This window comes from Streptomyces sp. NPDC016845, from assembly GCF_044332585.1.
GTDB lineage: Bacteria > Actinomycetota > Actinomycetes > Streptomycetales > Streptomycetaceae > Streptomyces.
In genome coordinates, this window is the sequence record NZ_JBIRPI010000030.1 from 58,935 (window position 1) to 77,951 (window position 19,017).

Consider the following 19,017-nt stretch of genomic DNA (forward strand, 5'->3'; position numbering starts at 1 on the left):
GCGCGAATCCGTTCACATTCCGTTCGCAATACGTGCGTCAGTTTTCGCTCAACGAACGAATTCCGGCCAACCTGCGATCACGTACATGACATGTACAGCTCTCAACTGCCAGAGTTTCCCCGCACCTTCAGCACCACATGCACCACATGCACGGCAAAGCTCGCTCCCCCACTTCATGCAAGGAGCTTTCTTCGTGACCTCCCACATATCCCGTCGCACCGCCCTCTCCCTCGCCACGGCCGTCGCCGCCGGCGCACTGGTCGCCGGTTCCTTCACCGCCACCGCGACCGCCAAGACCGCGATCCCCTCGGCCACCCCCCTGGCCCTGAGCGCGTCGGCCCGCGCCGGCCTCGTGCAGGACGCGAGCGCGAAGACCGCCGAGACGGCGAAGGAGCTGAAGCTCGGCTCGAAGGAGAAGCTCGTCGTCCGCGACGTGGTCAAGGACCGCGACGGCACCACCCACACCCGCTACGAGCGGACCTACGACGGACTGCCCGTCCTCGGCGGCGACCTGGTCGTCCACGAGTCGGAGTCCGGCGCCCGCGAGGGCGTCACCCGCGCCACCGCCGAGTCCATCGACGTGGCCACCGCCGGCGCCACCCTGAAGGCCGCCCCGTCCGGCGCCCGCAAGGTCGTCTGGGCCGCGAGCGGCACGCCGAGACTCGCCTACGAGAAGGTCGTCGCCAGCACGCACGAGGACGGCACGCCCAGCAAGCTGCACGTCGTCACCGACGCGGCGACCGGCAAGAAGATCTTCGAGTTCGACACGGTCCAGACCGGCACCGGCAAGTCGCGCTACAGCGGCACCGTCACGATCGGCACCACCAAGTCCGGCTCGACCTACTCCCTCACGGACGCGACCCGCGGCGGCCACTCCACGTACAACCTCAAGAACGGCTCGTCCGGCAAGGGCACGCTGTTCACCGACGCCGACGACGTGTGGGGCAACGGCGCGACCACCGACGCCGCGACCGCCGGGGTCGACGCCGCCTACGGCGCCCAGGTGACCTGGGACTACTACAAGAACGTGCAGGGCCGCAACGGCATCAAGGGCGACGGCAAGGGCGCCTACTCCCGCGTCCACTACGGCAACGCCTACGTCAACGCGTTCTGGGACGACAGCTGCTTCTGCATGACCTACGGCGACGGCACGGGCAACAAGAACCCGCTCACCTCGCTCGACGTGGCCGCGCACGAGATGAGCCACGGCGTCACCTCGGCGACCGCGGGCCTCGTCTACAGCGGTGAGTCCGGCGGTCTGAACGAGGCGACCTCCGACATCTTCGGCGCCTCGGTCGAGTTCTACGCCAACAACGCGTCGGACCCGGGCGACTACCTCATCGGCGAGAAGATCAACATCAACGGCGACGGCACCCCGCTGCGCTACATGGACAAGCCCAGCAAGGACGGCGCCTCGCTCGACGCCTGGAAGACCGGCGCCGGCAACGTCGACGTCCACTACTCCTCCGGCATCGCCAACCACTTCTTCTACCTGCTCAGCGAGGGCAGCGGAAAGAAGACGATCAACGGCGTCGCCTACGACTCCCCCACCTCCGACGGCTCCACCGTCACCGGCATCGGCCGCTCCAAGGCCGAGAAGATCTGGTTCAAGGCACTGACGACGTACTTCACGTCGAGCACCAACTACGCGAAGGCCCGCACCGCCACCCTGAACGCGGCCAAGGACCTGTACGGCTCCACCTCCGCCGAGTACAAGGCCGTCGGCGCGGCCTGGGCAGCCGTGAACGTCAAGTAACGGCACTCAGCCGGTCGAAGGGGCGCCCGGACCACCGGGCGCCCCTTGTCGCGTCCCGCCCGCTCAGTCCAGTACCAGCATGACCAGCATCACGCCCCAGCACGCCGCCACGAGCGCCGGCAGCGACATCATGATGAACCCGGTCGGCGACTGCTTCAGCCACTTGTTGCCGTCCGCGGCCGCCTCACGTCCCACTATCCGCTGCCCGCCGTGCCAGGCCAGATGCTCCTCCAGCTCCATGGCCGCGTTCTTGCGGGCGTGCAGATAGCGCCGCCCGAACCGCAGCATCAAGGTGAACGCGGCGGCGGAGAAGAAGCCGATCACCGAGATGACGATCGCGAGCCCGTCCGTGAGGAGCGTCGACGACGAGGCGTCGTCACCGCGCCGGCCGAGGGTGAACCCGAGCGCCGCCGCGAGCCCCGCGGTGATGTAGAAGAAGTTGTTCAGCTTGTTCCAGTTGAGGGTGTCCTCGTGCTTGTACAGGTCGATGGCGACCCCGTACTGCGCCTGCAGCATCGCCTCGCGCGGCTTGCGCCACACCCACACCATCCGCTCCTTGCCGTCGGGCGGCGTGAGCCGGGACAGCTCCTCGAAGCCGAGCTTGCGGTGGAAGAGCGTCGACGCCTCGTTGAACGGGACGCTGACCACCGCGGCGATCACCGGGCTCGCGTTCCACTGCTCGAGGACGTGGTGGTAGAGGCGGGAGGCGACGCCGCTGCGGGCGGCCGTGCGCGAGACGCAGATCTGCTTGATGACGAGGAACGCGCCGAGCGTCGTCTTGATCCGGTGGTTCAGCCATTCGTCGGGGCCGATGCGCGCGTCGCTGTACGCAAGGAGGTAGCCGAGCACGTCCGGGCCCTTGCGGGCGACCCAGAAGTGCTCCGCGCTGGACAGCCGCTCCCGGTAATCGTCCCGCGTGTAGTCGGAGACGAGGAACCCGGCGCGACCCGCCTGCGGATCCCTCGGGTCGAGGCGACGCGCCTCGGCCAGCGCCACGATCGCGTCGAGATGCTCCTCACCGGCCCGGACGATCTCGATCGGCTGTTCTTGTCCCGCGGACACCGACATGCACAACCCCCGTTGAGCCGGAAGAACGACGCCCTCAACTTACCCTTGTAACAGGCAAGTTGAGGGAGCCGTCACCCGTACGGGGCGCCCCGCTCAGCGCATCAGCACCCCGGCCCCCTCCCCCACCGCCTCCGACGGCACCGCCACAAGCCCCGCCTCGGCCGCCGACGCCAGCAGGCGGTGGGACGGGAGGATGCGGACCGTGTAGCCGTACGGGCCCGTGCGGTCCAGGGAGAGGGGCCCCTCGTAGGACCAGCGGTTCTCCAGGTCGGGGCCCGCGACCGGTTTGAGCGGGACCGTGAGCGCGTCGGCGATGCGGTCCTCGGCGTCGACGCGGCCCGCCACCGCCTGGACCTCCACGTCGTCGGGGCCGAGATCGCCGAGGGCGACGCGGACGTGCAGGGAGAGGGTCGCGCCCAGCTCCGCCGCCGTGGCCGCCTCCGCCTCGACGTGGTCGACGGCGACCCGCGGCCAGGCCGCGCGGACCCGCGCCTTCCACACCGCGAGCTCCTGGGCCGCCTCCGGAGTGAGCGCCCGGTCGGCGCGGGCGGCGGGCGCGTACAGCTTCTCGACGTACTCGCGGACCATCCGGCCGGCCAGGACCTTGGGGCCCAGATGGGTGAGGGTCTGGCGGACCATCTCGATCCAGCGGTCCGGCAGGCCCTCGGGTCCGCGCTCGTAGAAGCGGGGCGCGATCCGGCGCTCCAGGAGGTCGTAGAGCGCGGCCGCCTCCAGGTCGTCGCGGCGGTGCTCGTCGGTGGCCGTGCCGTCGGCGGTGGGGATCGCCCAGCCGAAGTCCGGCTCGAACCACTCGTCCCACCAGCCGTCGAGGACGGACAGGTTGAGGCAGCCGTTGAGCGCCGCCTTCATGCCGGACGTGCCGCACGCCTCCAGCGGACGCAGCGGGTTGTTGAGCCAGATGTCGCAGCCCGGGTAGAGCTTCTGCGCCATCGCCATGCCGTAGTCGGGCAGGAACACGATGCGGTGGCGCACGCGCGGGTCGTCGGTGAACCGCACCAGCTCCTGGACGAGGCGCTTGCCGCTGTCGTCGGCGGGGTGCGCCTTGCCCGCGACGACGATCTGCACGGGCCGCTCCTTGTCGAGCAGCAGCCGCATCAGCCGGTCCGGGTCGCGCAGCATCAGGGTGAGCCGCTTGTACGAGGGGACGCGGCGGGCGAAGCCGATGGTGAGGACGTCCGGGTCGAGGACCGAGTCGATCCAGCCGAGCTCGGCGCCGGACGCGCCGCGCTGGCGCCAGGACGCGGCGAGGCGGGTGCGCACCTCGTCGACGAGCTGGCCGCGCAGCTCGCGCCGCAGCTCCCAGATGTCCCGGTCGGGGATCTCGCCGACCGCGTCCCAGCGGTCCGAGGCGCCGACCGACAGGGCGTCCTCGGTGCGCCGCTCGCCGATCTGGCGGGCGCCGAGCCGGTAGACCTCGGGCGCCACCCAGGTCGGCGCGTGCACCCCGTTCGTCACGGAGGCGATCGGCACCTCCTCGGGGTCGAACCCCGGCCACAGGCCCGCGAACATCTCCCGGCTGACCGAGCCGTGCAGGGTGGAGACGCCGTTGGCGCGCTGGGCGAGCCTGAGCCCCATCACCGCCATGTTGAAGACGTTCGGGTCACCGCCCGCGTACGTCTCCATGCCGAGGCCGAGGATCCGGTTCACGTCGAGGGCGGGCAGTTCGGCGGCGCCGCCGAAGTGCCGGGCGACCAGCTCGCGGTCGAAGCGGTCGATCCCGGCGGGGACGGGCGTGTGCGTGGTGAAGACGGTCCCGGCGCGGACCGCCTCGATCGCGGCGTCGAAGTCGAGCCCGTCCGCGCTCAGTTCGGCGATGCGCTCGACGCCGAGCAACCCGGCGTGCCCCTCGTTGGTGTGGAACACCTCGGGGGCGGGGTGCCCGGTGAGGCGGCAGTACGCGCGCACCGCCCGTACGCCGCCGATGCCGAGCAGCATCTCCTGGAGCAGCCGGTGCTCGCTGCCGCCCCCGTAGAGCCGGTCGGTCACCTCGCGCTCGTGCGCGTCGTTCTCCTCGACGTCGGAGTCGAGGAGGAGCAGCGGCACCCGGCCGACCTGCGCCAGCCACACGCGCGCGAGCAGCCGGCGCCCGCCGGGCAGCGCGAGCGCGATGTGCGTGGGGCTGCCGTCGGGCTCGCACAGCAAGGACAGCGGCAGCTCGTTCGGGTCGGTGACGGGGTACGTCTCCTGCTGCCAGCCGTCCCTCGACAGCGACTGCCGGAAGTAACCGTGCCGGTAGAGCAGCCCTACGCCGATCAGCGGCACCCCGAGATCGCTGGCGGCCTTGAGGTGGTCGCCCGCGAGGATGCCGAGGCCCCCGGAGTACTGCGGCAGCGCGGCCGTGATGCCGAACTCGGGCGAGAAGTAGGCGACGGCGGCGGGGAGGCCGCCGGCCTGCGCCTGTGTCTGGTACCAGCGGTCGCCCTGGAGGTAGCCGCGCAGGTCCTCCGCGGCCTCGCCGAGGGAGGCGAGGAACCGCTCGTCGGCGGCGAGCTCGGCGAGCCGGGCCGGTGCGACGCCGCCGAGCAGCCGCACCGGGTCACCGCCGGATCCGGCCCAGTGCCCCGGGTCGACAGAGGCGAACAGGTCACGGGTGCTGGCATGCCACGACCAGCGCAGATTGCGGGCCAGCTCATGCAGCGGGGCGAGTGGTTCGGGCAGGACCGGACGGACGGTGAAACGGCGGATGGCCTTCACGGTTCCCCTTTCGCGCGGGCAGCGGGGGCATCAGACGGTCGGGGCGGTCGGGGCGGTCGGGGCGGTCGGGTCGATCGGGTCGATCGGGTCGATCGGGTCGATCGGGTCGATCGGGTCGATCGGCCGGGACGCACCTCCTCCTGCGTCCCGTACGTCATCCCCGACGGTAGTCGGCGACAGCCCCACGGGCCACGGCGCACGGAGCCGCCCGCGACCCCTACCTGCCCTGGGCAGCGCGCACCACGACGAACGTGCCGCGCACCACGCTCTCGTCCGGGCGCCGCCATTCCGCGCTGACCTCGCCCACCGTGCCGGGCGTGGCGCCGCCGGGCTCAAGGACCCGCACGATCTCCGGTGAGGCGGGCGCGCCGGGGTCGAGCCGGGCGTGCACCGTCGGGTCGAGCGCGCCGTCCACGCTCTGGGAGTGCGCCGGGACCTCGCCCTTCAGCAGCGCCGCCAACTGGGTGCGCACCAGGGGGTCGCGCGCGCCGTCGTACACCCATCTGCGCCCGAGCACGCCGTGCTCCACGGTGCCGATGAGTGCGGCCTCGGGCGCGTCGGGCAGCGGGGCGCCACGGTAGGCCATGGGCACGTGGTACGCGACCGGGCGCGCGCCCGACGCGTCCGTGACGACCATGAACTCCATCCCGACCTCCCCGGCGGGGTCGTCGAGCCGGAACCCGCCGGAGCGGGTCAGCTGGGGCGCACCGGACCCCTCGTACCAGGGCTGCGCCGGCAGCCACTCGGTGAGAAGTTCGAGCTTGGTGGGCTTGACTTCGGTGCGGTGAATGATCGACATGCGTCCAGGCTCGCACGCGCCACCGACACGACAAACGATATGGCCGGTTCCGCCCCGTCTTACAACTTGTGGCACTTGGCACCGCGCGCAAGGCTGCCAACCGGCACGGTCGCCGGGTCGGGAAGACGCACGTGCAAGCCGCCGGGACCGGGGTACTCGTACCGATCGGTCCGCACGTACCCGACCCGACCCCTGTCGCCTCCTGCCGGTCAACTACCCGTAACTGGAAGAGGATTCCATGAGTCGGTCCCGACCCGAGAGGCGGGACAGGCGGCGTCTTCTCCCTTACGCGCGAGTAGTTAACAAAGCTCCGGATTGTTCGCCCGAAGAGTGTGGAAGGCTCCACCCGGCACGCATTTATGCACCGTCGCGGCAGCGGCTGCACGCACCGTCGCGACAGCGGCTTCACCCACCATCGCGGCAGCGGCGCGGCAGCGCTGCGGCACCGGCGCACCACCGACGCAGTCCCCCGCACAGGCCCCCTCGCACGGCCCACTCCCCGAACGTCGTCTCCGCAACCCCCGACCCCGCGGACAGGAGCGGTCATGCCCGCACAACGCCCCACCCCGACGTCCTCAGACAAGACGCCGCCCGGCAAGGTCCCGGCCCCCGCGAGCGTGCCGCCGGCGCAGCGCACCCGCAGCAAGGGGGCCACCGACGGCACCGCCGCCAAGAAGCCCCCGGCGCCGAAGAGCCAGGCCCCGAAGACCGCGTCCCCGAAGACCGCGTCCCCGAAGGCCCCGGCCCAGCGCAGAGCCCCGGCCGCGCGCAAGGCCCCGGCCGCGCGCAAGCCACCGGCGCAGCGCAAGGCGCCCGCGCCGCCGCCCGTCCAGGTGACCATCGGCCGTATCCCCGTCCGTGACGTGCGCCCGGTCATCGACCGCGGCCGCCGTCCGGCGAAGGCGGTCGTCGGGGAAACGTTCCAGGTCACGGCCACCGTCTTCCGCGAGGGCCACGACGCCGTCGCCGCGAACGTGGTCCTGCGCGGCCCCGACGGCAGAACCGGCCCGTGGACGCCGATGCGCGAACTGGCCCCCGGCACCGACCGCTGGGGCGCTGAGGTCACGCCGGACGCGGTGGGCGCGTGGACGTTCGCGGTGGAGGCATGGGGCGATCCGGTCTCGACCTGGCGGCACGCGGCGAAGATCAAGGTCCCCGCCGGGATCGACACCGAACTCGTCCTGGAGGAGGGCGCGGCGCTGTACGAACGCGCCGCGGCCGACCTTGCGGGCCCACAGCGAGAAACGGTTCTGCAGGCGGCCGCCGCGCTCCGCGACACCGGCGAACAGGCCGCGCCCCGGCTCGCCGCCGCGCTCACCCCCGACGTCGACGCGGTCCTCTCCGCGCATCCGCTGCGTGAACTGGTCACGTCCAGCGAGGAGTTGCCGCTCCAGGTGGAGCGCGAGCTCGCCCTGTACGGGGCCTGGTACGAGTTCTTCCCGCGCTCGGAGGGCGCGGTGGTGGAGCCGGGCAGACCGCCGGTCAGCGGCACGTTCGCCACAGCGGCGCGCCGCCTGCCGGCCATCGCCGCGATGGGCTTCGACGTCGTCTACCTGCCGCCGGTCCACCCCATCGGCACGACGTTCCGCAAGGGCCCGGACAACAGCCTCTCCCCCGGCCCGCACGATGTCGGCGTGCCCTGGGCGATCGGCTCGGCCGAGGGCGGCCACGACGCGATCCACCCCGACCTCGGCACGCTCGACGACTTCGACCGCTTCGTCGCCGCCGCCGGGGCCGAGGGTCTGGAGATCGCGCTCGACTTCGCCCTGCAGTGCTCACCCGACCACCCGTGGGTGGAGAAGCACCCGGAGTGGTTCCACCACCGGGCCGACGGCACGATCGCGTACGCGGAGAACCCGCCGAAGAAGTACCAGGACATCTACCCGATCGCCTTCGACCGCGACATGCCGGGGCTCATCGCGGAGACGGTGCGGGTGCTCCGCCACTGGATGGCGCACGGTGTGCGTATTTTCCGCGTGGACAATCCGCACACGAAACCGGTCGTCTTCTGGGAGCACGTGATCGGGGAGATCGGCCGCACCGATCCCGACGTGATCTTCCTGGCGGAGGCGTTCACCCGCCCCGCGATGATGCGGACGCTCGGCGAGATCGGCTTCCAGCAGTCGTACACGTACTTCACCTGGCGGAACACCAAGACGGAGATCACTGAATACGTACAGGAGTTGGCAGGCGAATCAGCGGCCGCGATGCGGCCCAACTTCTTCGTCAACACCCCGGACATCCTGCACGAGTTCCTGCAGCACGGCGGCCGTCCGGCGTTCGAACTCCGCGCCGTCCTCGCCGCGACCCTCTCCCCGTCCTGGGGCGTCTACAGCGGATACGAACTCTGCGAAAACGCTCCGCTACGCTCCGGTAGCGAGGAGTATCTGCACTCCGAGAAGTACGAACTGCGGCCGCGGGACTGGGAGTCGGCCCAGCGCGAGGGGCGCACCATCGCCCCGCTGATCACAGCGCTGAACGACATCCGGCGCCGCAGTCCGGCGCTGCGCGGACTGCGCAATGTGCACTTTCACCACGCCGACAAGGACGAGGTGGTCGTGTACTCCAAACGCAGCGGCTCGAACACGGTTCTCGTCGTCGTGAACCTCGATCCACATCACACCCAGGAGGCGACCGTTTCGTTGGACATGCCACACCTGGGGCTCGGCTGGCACGAGACGGTCTCCGTGCACGACGAGCTCACCGGCACCACCCATCACTGGGGCAGGGCGAACTACGTGCGCCTGGAACCGGGCCGTACGCCCGCGCACGTCCTCACCGTCCTGCGACCGTCCACGCCGCGATGAATTCTCTGCCAAAGGGATTCGGAGGGTCACCCACCCCATGATCATGAATGAGCCCGTTCCGGACACCTTCGAGGACACCCCTGCCAAGGACCGGGACCCTGACTGGTTCAAACGTGCCGTCTTCTACGAAGTGCTGGTCCGCTCCTTCCAGGACAGCAACGGCGACGGTGTCGGTGACCTCAAGGGCATCACGGCCAAACTGGACTACCTCCAGTGGCTGGGCGTCGACTGTCTCTGGCTTCCGCCGTTCTTCAAGTCACCCTTGCGTGACGGTGGTTACGACGTGTCGGACTACACGTCCGTCCTCCCCGAGTTCGGCGATCTCGCGGACTTCGTGGAGTTCGTGGACGCCGCGCACCAGCGGGGCATGCGCGTCATCATCGACTTCGTCATGAACCACACGAGCGATCAGCACGAGTGGTTCCAGCAGTCGCGCACCGACCCCGACGGCCCGTACGGCGACTACTACGTCTGGGCCGACGACGACAAGCAGTACCAGGACGCGCGGATCATCTTCGTCGACACGGAAGCGTCCAACTGGACCTTCGACCCGGTCCGCAAGCAGTACTTCTGGCACCGCTTCTTCTCCCATCAGCCGGACCTCAACTACGAGAACCCGGCCGTCCAGGAGGAGATCCTCGCCTCACTGCGTTTCTGGCTCGATCTCGGCATAGACGGATTCCGTCTCGACGCCGTGCCCTACCTCTACGCGGAGGAGGGGACCAACTGCGAGAACCTTCCGGCGACGCATGAGTTCCTCAAGCGCGTCCGCAGGGAGATCGACGCCCAGTACCCGGATGTCGTCATCCTCGCCGAGGCCAATCAGTGGCCGGAGGACGTCGTCGACTACTTCGGCGATTTCCCCTCGGGCGGCGACGAATGCCATATGGCGTTCCACTTCCCGGTGATGCCGCGCATCTTCATGGCGGTGCGCCGCGAATCCCGCTACCCGGTCTCCGAGATCCTCGCCAAGACCCCGGCCATCCCGTCCGGCTGCCAGTGGGGCATCTTCCTGCGCAACCACGACGAGCTGACCCTCGAAATGGTCACCGACGAGGAACGCGACTACATGTACGCGGAGTACGCCAAGGACCCGCGGATGCGCGCCAACATCGGGATCCGGCGGCGGCTCGCTCCTCTTCTGGACAACGACCGCAATCAGATCGAGCTGTTCACCGCGCTGCTGCTCTCCCTGCCCGGCTCGCCGATCCTCTACTACGGCGACGAGATCGGCATGGGCGACAACATCTGGCTCGGCGACCGCGACGCGGTGCGCACCCCGATGCAGTGGACCCCGGACCGCAACGCCGGCTTCTCCTCCTGCGACCCGGGTCGCCTCTCGCTGCCGACGATCATGGACCCGGTCTACGGCTACCAGGTCACCAACGTCGAGGCGTCGATGTCGTCACCGTCGTCGCTGCTCCACTGGACCCGCCGGATGATCGAGATCCGCAAGCAGAACCCGGCGTTCGGCCTCGGCTCGTACACCGAACTGCCGTCCTCCAACCCGGCCGTGCTCGCCTTCCTGCGCGAGTACAAGGACGACCTGGTGCTGTGCGTGCACAACTTCTCGCGCTTCGCCCAGCCCACCGAACTCGACCTGCAGACCTTCGCCGGCCGGCACCCGGTGGAGCTGATCGGCGGCGTCCGCTTCCCGGCCATCGGAGAACTGCCCTACCTCCTGACCCTGGCGGGGCACGGGTTCTACTGGTACCGGTTGCGCAAGGACTGACGCGCAAGGACGACGCGCAAGGACCGACGCGCAAGGACGACGCACAAGGACCGAAAGGCCCGAAACAGCGCGGACCGCGTACCGCGCAACCCGCGGCCCGGGGCGGGAGAGCCGGATCCTCCGGTTTTCCTCCCCGCGCCCGGGGCACTCCTACACGCATACCCGGCACGTCCCCATTTCTGGGCAGCTCTTCTTCGCAGCAGCTTCTCTGGACAGCATCTCGGCACCCGGGCCCGCTCGCATCATCCGACGCACCCCCCGGGGGAAGGACGCGACGCCATGTCGGAAACCGCAGCCCGGCCCGTCATCTCGCCACAGGGCCACGACGAGCTGCTCACGTCCCTGGACCCACTGTTGCGGGAGTGGCTGCCGCGCCAGCGGTGGTTCGCGGGGAAGGGACGCCCGGTCACCGAGCTGACCCTCGACGCCGTCACCCGGCTGCGGCCCGACAACGCCCTGTTGCACTTACTCCTGCGCACCCACCAGCCCCCGGCGGACGAAGGCCCCGGCGACTGCTACCAGCTCCTCATCGGCACCACCGACGCCCTGCCGCCCCACCTCGCGCCCGCCGTCATCGGCCACATCACCCGGGGCCCCCTCGCCGGCCGCACCGCCTACGAGGCCCTGCACGACCCGCGCCAGACCTCGGTCCTCCTCGAACGTCTCCGGCTGCCCGGCACCTTCGGCGGACTCCGCTTCCACCGCGAGCCGGACGGCCGAATACCCGACGACCTCACGCCCCGCCCGCTCGCCGCCGAGCAGTCCAACTCCTCGGTCGTCTACGGCGACGCGCTCATCGCCAAGGTCTTCCGCCGCGTCCTGCCCGGCACCAACCCCGACCTCGAACTCCCCCTCGCCCTGGCCCGCGAGGGCTGCGACCGCGTCCCCGCCCCCGTCGCCTGGTACGAGAGCGCCGACGGCGAGACCACGCTCGGCGTGCTCCAGCCCTACCTCAAAGGCGCCGCCGACGGCTTCGACCTCGCCCTCAAACACCTCGTCGAGCAGCAGGACTTCACCGCCGAGGCGCGCGAGCTGGGCCGCGCCACCGCCGAGGTGCACACCGCCCTGGCCCGCGCCCTGCCCACCGTCACCTTCACCCGCGCCCACCTGGAACAACTCGCCGCGGCGATGACCGCACGCCTGGAGGCCACGGCCCACCAGGTCCCCGCGCTCCTGCCCCACCTGCCCGGTCTGCGCACCGCGTTCGAGGCGCTCGCCGACCTCGCCGGCGAGGGCCGCACCTGGCAGGCCCAGCGCGTCCACGGCGACCTCCACCTCGGCCAGTGCCTGCGCGACCCCTCCGGCTTCTGGCGCCTCATCGACTTCGAGGGCGAACCGTCCCGCCCCCTCGCCGAACGCCGCATGCCGCACCCGCCGCACCGCGACGTCGCCGGCATGCTCCGCTCCTTCGACTACGCCGCCCGCTCGCACCGCCCCTGGAACCCCGCCTGGTCCGACGCGTGCCGCGCCGCCTACTGCGCGGGCTACGCGTCCGCCGCGGGCCGCGACCCGCGCACCGACCCCGTCCTGCTGCGGGCGTACGAGACGGACAAGGCGGTGTACGAGGCCCTGTACGAGGCCCGGCACCGCCCGGACTGGCTGCCCGTGCCGCTGGCGGCGCTGGCACGCCTCGCGGAGCCGGCCTGAGACCCGCGCCACCACCCATGCACGGCTTATCAAGGAGGCCCCGCCCGTGACCCGCCGCCCGACCGAAAACCCGCCCCCGGAACCGGCCTCGGTACCGGCTCCGGCAGCGGCATCAGCACCTCCGTCAGCACCGGTGAGCAGTTCCGTACCGGAGAGCGGTTCCGTACCGGAGAGCGGTTCCGTACCGGCAAGCGGTTCCGTACCGGAGAGCAGTTCCGTACCGGCAAGCGGTTCCGTACCGGAGAGCGGTTCCGTACCGGAGAGCGGTTCCGTACCGGCAAGTGACCGCGAGCGTCTTCTCTCGGCCACCCATCACGATCCCCACTCGGTCCTGGGCGCCCACCCCGTCGGCACCGGCGTCGCCTTCCGCGCGTGGCGTCCCTACGCCGAGAAAGTAACCGTCACCACCCCGGAGGGCCTGCGCACCGACCTGCGCGACGACGGCGACGGCTTCTTCTCCGCGCTCCTCCCGTCCGAGGCGGCCTGGTCCGCCCCCGCCTCCCCGGCCTCGTCCCCGTACACGCTGGAGATCACCTACGGCGACACCGTGCAGCGCGTCGCGGACGCCTACTCCCTGCTCCCCTCCGTCGGCGACCTCGACCTGCACCTCATCGGCGAGGGCCGCCACGAGCAGCTGTGGACGGCGCTCGGCGCCCGGCCCATGGAGCACCAGGGGATCCAGGGCACCCGCTTCACGGTCTGGGCGCCCAACGCGCGCGGTGTCCGCGTCGTCGGCGGCTTCAACTACTGGGACGGCGCCGCCCACAGCATGCGCTCGCTCGGCTCCACCGGCATCTGGGAGCTGTTCGTCCCCGACATCGGCGAGGGCGAGCTCTACAAGTACGAGATCACCCGCCCGGACGGCAGCAAGACCCAGCGCGCCGATCCGCTCGCCACCCGTACCGAGACGCCGCCGGCGAACTCGTCCGTCGTACACGTCTCGCGCCATGTCTGGCACGACGACGAGTGGCTGCGGGCGCGCAACGACCGTCCCGCGCACGAGGCACCGTTCTCGGTCTATGAGATCCATCTGCCGTCGTGGCGGCCCGGGCTCTCGTATCGGCAGCTGGCCGAGCAGTTGCCGCGGTACGTGGCGGACCTGGGCTTCACGCATGTCGAGCTGATGCCCGTCGCCGAGCACCCCTTCGGCGGTTCCTGGGGATACCAGGTCACCGGGTTCTACGCGCCGACCGCCCGGCTCGGCACCCCCGACGACTTCAAGTTCCTCGTCGACGCACTGCATCAGGCCGGTATCGGCGTCCTCATGGACTGGGTGCCCGCGCACTTCCCGCGCGACGACTGGGCGCTCGCCGAGTTCGACGGGCGGACCCTGTACGAGCACGAGGATCCACTGCGGGCCGCGCACCCGGACTGGGGCACGCTGGAGTTCGACTACGGGCGCAAGGAAGTGCGGAACTTCCTCGTCGCCAACGCCCTGTACTGGTGCGAGGAGTTCCACATCGACGGGCTCCGCGTCGACGCCGTCGCCTCCATGCTTTATCTGGACTACTCGCGCGAGGACGGGCAGTGGACGCCGAACCAGCATGGGGGGCGGGAGAACCTTGACGCCGTCTCCTTCCTCCAGGAGATGAACGCCACCCTGTACCGGCGCGTGCCCGGCGTCGTCACCATCGCCGAGGAGTCCACCGCCTGGGACGGGGTCACCCGCGCGACCCATCACATCGGGCCGGGGGGCTTCGGCGGGCTCGGGTTCGGGCTCAAGTGGAACATGGGGTGGATGCACGACTCGCTGGACTACCTCGCCCATGAGCCCGTGCATCGTAAGTACCACCATCACGAGATGACGTTCTCGATGGTGTACGCCTACAGCGAGAACTACGTGCTGCCGATCTCCCACGACGAGGTCGTGCACGGCAAACGGTCCCTGGTCAGCAAGATGCCGGGCGACTGGTGGCAACAGCGCGCCAACCACCGCGCCTATCTGGGCTTCATGTGGGCCCACCCCGGCAAGCAGCTTCTGTTCATGGGGCAGGAGTTCGCGCAGGGCGCCGAGTGGTCGGAGGCCAGTGGGCCCGACTGGTGGCTCCTCGACCCCGCGTACGGCGCCGAGGCCGATCACCGCGGGGTGCGCGATCTGACCCGTGACCTCAACGCCGCGTATCGCGGGACGCCTGCTCTGTGGGAGCGCGACACCGATCCGGCCGGGTTCTCGTGGATCGCCGGGGACGCGGTCGAGGACAACGTCTTCGCGTTCCTGCGCCACGCCGCCGACGGCAGCCCGCTGCTGGCCGTCTCCAACTTCTCGCCCGTCGTGCGGCACGAGTACCGGCTCGGGGTACCGGGGGACGTACCGGCTTGGCATGAGGTGCTCAATACGGACGGGGTGCGGTACGGGGGTGGGGGCGTCGGCAATCCGGAGCCGGTCAAGCCCGACGACGTGGGCGCGCACGGCCGCCCCGCGAGCATCGGGCTGACGCTGCCGCCACTGGCGACGGTGTGGCTGCGGCCATGACCGCCTAGGGGCGCGGGGAACTGCGCGACCAGCCACGACGGCGCGGTTCCCCGCCCTACCTCCTATTCGGCTACGGCGAGCCGCTGGAGCGCCGAAGGCAGCTCCTTCGCGTGCACGACCCCGAGGGTCTGTGTGGCCCTGGTCAGCGCCACATACAGATCGCTCAGCCCGAACTCGGCGGGTTCGACCACGATGACCCGGTCGAACTCGAGCCCCTTCGCCTGACGCGGGTCGAGCAGCACAAGGTGCTGAGTCAGGTCCGGTTCGGCGTCCGCCTCGATGCCGGGCAGCCGCGCGGCCAGCGCCTCTCGGAGCCGGCGCGGGGCGATCACGGCCAAGCGGCCCTCGCCAGGGGTCTGCGCCGCCGCGACCTCCGCCACCGCCTGTGCGATGTCTCCGGTCACCATGCGACGCCAAGGCCGTACGCCCGTCGACCGTACGGAAGACGGCGGTACGAACTCCGGGTGCGCCTCCCGCAACACCGCCGCCGCGACGTCCATGATCTCGGACGGCGTGCGGTAGTTGACCCCGAGCCGCGTGTGCTCGAACCTGTCCTCCACGTAGGGCTCAAGGATCTTGTCCCACGCCCCGACGCCCGCCTCCTCGGCGGTCTGTGCCGGGTCGCCCACCAGCGTCATCGAGCGCGTCGGCGACCGCCGCATCAGCAGCCGCCACGCCATCGGCGACAGCTCCTGCGCCTCGTCGACGATGATGTGGCCGAACGCCCACGTCCGGTCCGCCGCCGCCCGCTCCGCCGCGCTGCGGTGGTCCTCCTCCTCGTACCAGTCGGCCACCCGGTCCGCGTCCACGATGTCGTGCGCGGCCAGGACCTCCGACTCGTCCTCGTCCTCGAACTCGTACGTCTCCGAGCCGCGCGACAGGTCCAACACGCCCTGCGCGTAAGCGATCCTCTCCTGCCGCGCCGCCTCCGCCGCGGCCCGCTCCGCCGCGTCGTCGTGGCCGAGCAGCTCCGCCGCCTCGTCGAGCAGCGGTACGTCCGCCGGGGTCCAGTCCGCCGGGCCCGTCGCCTTCCTGCGGATCGCCTCCGCGTCCTCGTCGCAGAGGCGTACGGGCTCCGCCAGGAAGTCCGCCACCACCTGCTCCGGGGTCAGCGTCGGCCACAGCTCCTCGATCGCCGCGTGCACCTCCGCGCTCGCCGCCACGCCCTTGCCGAGCTGGGCCAGGTCGTCCGGGCCCAGGAAGTTCGGGCCGCCGTACGGGTCCGCGCCGATCCGCTCCGCCAGCTGGGCCGTCAGGGCGTCCAGGATGCGGAAGGCGAAGTGCGGCCGCGCCAAGTTGTGCGGCAGGAGTGTGTCGCGGGCCGCCTGGCGCGCCTCGTACGCGATCTCCCAGTCCAGGATCAGGTCGCCGTCGTCGTGCGGGATGATCAGCGGGGCGCCCGGTTCGGGGAGCTGCTGGCGGTCCTGGACCGCCAGGGAGAGCGCCTCCGCCATCCGTACCGCGCCCTTGACCGCGGCTGCTTGCGGGATGTCCGTCGCCGTCGCGTGCACCCCCGGGTACAGCTCGCCGACCGTCGCGAGCAGTACGCCCGTCTCGCCCAGCGCCGGCAGCACCTCGCTGATGTACGACAGGAACGCCGGGTTCGGGCCCACGATCAGCACCGCCCTCTTCGCCAGCAGCTCCCTGTGCTCGTACAGCAGGAACGCCGCCCTGTGCAGCGCCACCGCCGTCTTGCCCGTGCCCGGGCCGCCCTCCACGACCAGTACGCCCCTGTGGTCGTGCCGGATGATCCGGTCCTGCTCCGCCTGGATCGTCTGCACGATGTCACCCATGCGGCCGGTCCTCGCCGAGTTCAGCGCGGCGAGGAGTACGGCGTCGCCGCTCGGGTCCTCGAAACCCGTGCGCTCGTCGTCGCCCAGGTCGAGGATCTCGTCGTGCAGCTCCGTGACCGTGCGGCCCTCTGTCGTGAGGTGGCGGCGCCGGCGCAATCCCATCGGGACGTGGCCCGTCGCCAGATAGAACGGGCGGGCCACCCGGGCGCGCCAATCGATCAGAATCGGGGTGTGCTCGGTGTCCTCTTCTCTGATTCCGATACGGCCGATGTGGTGCGCCGTGCCGTCCGTGAGATCGATGCGGCCGAAACAGAGCGAACCGTCCACCGCATTCAGCGCGGCGAGCAGCCCCGAGCGCTCCACGACCAGCAGGTCGCGCTCCAGGCGGGCCTGCTGACCTGTGCCTACGGGCGTCAGGGCGTCCGTGACCGAGTCCGCGGCGGCGCCGCGCAACGCGTCGATCCGCGCGTAGAGCCGGTCGATGAATTCCTGTTCCTTTTGCAGTTCTTTCTGCGATGCGGCGGATTCCCGGCTTGACAAAACTGCTCCCTGCCCGGTACGGTGTGTTTAGTTGGCCCCCGGTGAGGGGCCTTTTCTGTGGGCACACAGAAACACCGAATATACCCCGGGCAGGGGGTAATTCCAACCTCGGTCCCGGTTTCTCAGACGGTGTCCGACAATTCCTCGAGCAGTCGGCGCTTGGGCCTCGCGCCCACGCGGGACCAGACCGGTTCGCCCTGCTTGAAGACCATCAGCGTCGGCATCGACAGCACGTTGTACTTCGCCGCCGTCTCCGGGTTGGCGTCCACGTCGATCGCCACGACGTCCAGGCGCTCCTTCTCCTCCTCCGCGATCGACTTCAGCACCGGGGCCAGTTGCCTGCACGGCCCGCACCACTCGGCCGTGAACTCCACCAGCACGGGCAGCTCCGCCTTGAGCACCTGCTCGTCGAAGTCCGCGTCCGTCACGTCCCGCATGATCACTCCTCTTCCTGTTGCCGGGTGAGTTCGCAGCGCGGGGCCGGCTGTTCCGCGGCCAGCGCGGCGACGGTCTGCTCGGCGCGGTGCAGCTGTGCACCGACCGTCTCCCGTACTGCGGTCAACTCGTCTATCAGCGCGTCCAGTTCGGTGAGCTTGTTCCTGTACACGGCCAGCGATGCCGGGCACGAGTCGCCCTCCGGGTGGCCTGCGCGCAGGCACTCCACGAACGGGCGGGTCTCCTCCAGGTCGAACCCGAAGTCCTGCAACGTACGGATCTGCCGCAGCGCGCGCAGATCCCCCTCGTCGTAGGTCCGGTAGCCGTTGCCGCCGCGCCGCGCGGGCAGCAGCCCGCGTGACTCGTAGTACCTGAGCGTCCGCGTGGTCGTGCCGGCGCGGGCCGCGAGCTCTCCGATGCGCATGCCTATGACGGTAGACGTTGACCCTGGCGTCAAGGCCAGTGAGTGTGGGCGAACGCGTGGAAGGGAGGGTGGCCGCCTGGTGTGGTGGTTGGCGGCTCTCCGTCTCGTTCCGACAGGTGTCGGGGTGGGTACGGGGCCGCCCGGGGCATGTCCGTGCTCGCCATCTTGATGGCGTCGCCGCTCGCTTCGGGTGCCGCCACCGCGTGAACTGTGCTGCGCGCGCACATGCCCCGGACGGCCCCTCCCGTCTCGTACGCGGCTGCGGGTCGGACCAGCGTCCGCCCTACGGCCAGTCGACCATCCCTGCGAACGTCAGGACCGTCGCCAGCAGTGCCATCGGCGCCAGCGCGGCGAACCCCGTCCGGCGGGCCTCGAACCGCTCCTCCCACGGCAGCAGCCATGCGGTCGCGAGAATCAGCAGCGAAATGGTCAGTCCCCAGCCGAAGACCGTGTAGGCACGTTCGTAGCTCGGGTCGAAAGCCGCCGCCTGCGCGTCGGTGCACGAGTCACAGGCCATCGGCGCCAGCCCCGCGTAGAACCACGCGAAGAGCGCCGCCGGGATCGTCACCACCGAGGACAGCAGGGGGGCGATCCACTGCCGGGTGGCCTGGGCTTGCTGTGCGGGCGCGTCTGCGGCGATATCCAGTGACATGCTCCTATCCAATGCCGGTACGGGGGCCTTGGCATGAGCGGTCGTACCTAGATACGGCCGAGCCGTATCTAGGTATCTGCGCCTGAACGCAGAAAAGCCCCGTGCCATATGGCACGGGGCTTTTCTCTACAATGAGTTCGGCGGCGTCCTACTCTCCCACAGGGTCCCCCCTGCAG

13 protein-coding genes are annotated in these 19,017 nt (G+C 70.5%); 5 read left to right on the forward strand and 8 right to left on the reverse strand.

Annotated elements, in window-relative coordinates; genetic code table 11:
* The first annotated feature begins 193 nt into the window (after nucleotides 1-193).
* The gene (locus ACH4RC_RS38230) at nucleotides 194-1,756 is read left to right on the forward strand and encodes a M4 family metallopeptidase (RefSeq protein ID WP_398209049.1); all 1,563 of its coding nucleotides are present in this window, start codon (nucleotides 194-196) and stop codon (nucleotides 1,754-1,756) included.
* 63 nt (nucleotides 1,757-1,819) lie between these two features.
* Here ACH4RC_RS38230 and ACH4RC_RS38235 read toward each other — a convergent pair whose 3' ends face one another.
* From ACH4RC_RS38235 to ACH4RC_RS38250, 4 genes are all read right to left on the reverse strand, one after another.
* A complete protein-coding gene (locus ACH4RC_RS38235; protein ID WP_398209050.1) occupies nucleotides 1,820-2,824 on the reverse strand; it encodes a GNAT family N-acetyltransferase in 1,005 nt (334 codons plus the stop codon).
* Between the two features lie 93 nt (nucleotides 2,825-2,917).
* On the reverse strand, nucleotides 2,918-5,539 hold the full coding sequence (gene glgP, locus ACH4RC_RS38240; RefSeq protein ID WP_398209051.1) for an alpha-glucan family phosphorylase: 2,622 nt from the start codon (nucleotides 5,537-5,539) through the stop codon (nucleotides 2,918-2,920).
* 30 nt (nucleotides 5,540-5,569) lie between these two features.
* Complete coding sequence (locus ACH4RC_RS38245) at nucleotides 5,570-5,725, reverse strand: hypothetical protein (protein WP_398209053.1); 156 nt, start codon at nucleotides 5,723-5,725, stop codon at nucleotides 5,570-5,572.
* A gap of 31 nt (nucleotides 5,726-5,756) precedes the next feature.
* Nucleotides 5,757-6,338, reverse strand: coding sequence for a 1,4-alpha-glucan branching protein (locus ACH4RC_RS38250; RefSeq protein ID WP_398209055.1), 582 nt, complete (start codon nucleotides 6,336-6,338; stop codon nucleotides 5,757-5,759).
* 545 nt (nucleotides 6,339-6,883) lie between these two features.
* Here ACH4RC_RS38250 and ACH4RC_RS38255 point away from each other — a divergent pair.
* From ACH4RC_RS38255 to glgB, 4 genes are all read left to right on the forward strand, one after another.
* The gene (locus ACH4RC_RS38255) at nucleotides 6,884-9,145 is read left to right on the forward strand and encodes a maltotransferase domain-containing protein (protein WP_398209057.1); all 2,262 of its coding nucleotides are present in this window, start codon (nucleotides 6,884-6,886) and stop codon (nucleotides 9,143-9,145) included.
* Nucleotides 9,146-9,182: 37 nt separating this feature from the next.
* Complete coding sequence (gene treS, locus ACH4RC_RS38260) at nucleotides 9,183-10,877, forward strand: maltose alpha-D-glucosyltransferase (RefSeq protein ID WP_398209058.1); 1,695 nt, start codon at nucleotides 9,183-9,185, stop codon at nucleotides 10,875-10,877.
* A gap of 279 nt (nucleotides 10,878-11,156) precedes the next feature.
* Nucleotides 11,157-12,524, forward strand: coding sequence for a phosphotransferase (locus tag ACH4RC_RS38265; RefSeq protein ID WP_398209060.1), 1,368 nt, complete (start codon nucleotides 11,157-11,159; stop codon nucleotides 12,522-12,524).
* 133 nt (nucleotides 12,525-12,657) lie between these two features.
* On the forward strand, nucleotides 12,658-14,997 hold the full coding sequence (gene glgB / locus ACH4RC_RS38270; RefSeq protein ID WP_398209062.1) for a 1,4-alpha-glucan branching enzyme: 2,340 nt from the start codon (nucleotides 12,658-12,660) through the stop codon (nucleotides 14,995-14,997).
* A 62-nt stretch (nucleotides 14,998-15,059) separates the two neighbouring features.
* Here glgB and ACH4RC_RS38275 read toward each other — a convergent pair whose 3' ends face one another.
* The 4 genes from ACH4RC_RS38275 to ACH4RC_RS38290 form a co-directional block, all read right to left on the reverse strand.
* Nucleotides 15,060-17,294 carry a HelD family protein gene (locus ACH4RC_RS38275; RefSeq protein WP_398209073.1) on the reverse strand — a complete coding sequence of 745 codons (2,235 nt, stop codon included), beginning with the start codon at nucleotides 17,292-17,294 and terminating at the stop codon, nucleotides 15,060-15,062.
* Between the two features lie 158 nt (nucleotides 17,295-17,452).
* The gene (gene trxA / locus ACH4RC_RS38280; RefSeq protein ID WP_398209064.1) at nucleotides 17,453-17,767 is read right to left on the reverse strand and encodes a thioredoxin; all 315 of its coding nucleotides are present in this window, start codon (nucleotides 17,765-17,767) and stop codon (nucleotides 17,453-17,455) included.
* Nucleotides 17,768-17,769: 2 nt separating this feature from the next.
* A complete protein-coding gene (locus ACH4RC_RS38285; RefSeq protein ID WP_398209065.1) occupies nucleotides 17,770-18,189 on the reverse strand; it encodes a MerR family transcriptional regulator in 420 nt (139 codons plus the stop codon).
* A 283-nt stretch (nucleotides 18,190-18,472) separates the two neighbouring features.
* Nucleotides 18,473-18,841, reverse strand: coding sequence for a hypothetical protein (locus tag ACH4RC_RS38290; protein ID WP_398209067.1), 369 nt, complete (start codon nucleotides 18,839-18,841; stop codon nucleotides 18,473-18,475).
* Nucleotides 18,842-19,017: the final 176 nt, after the last annotated feature.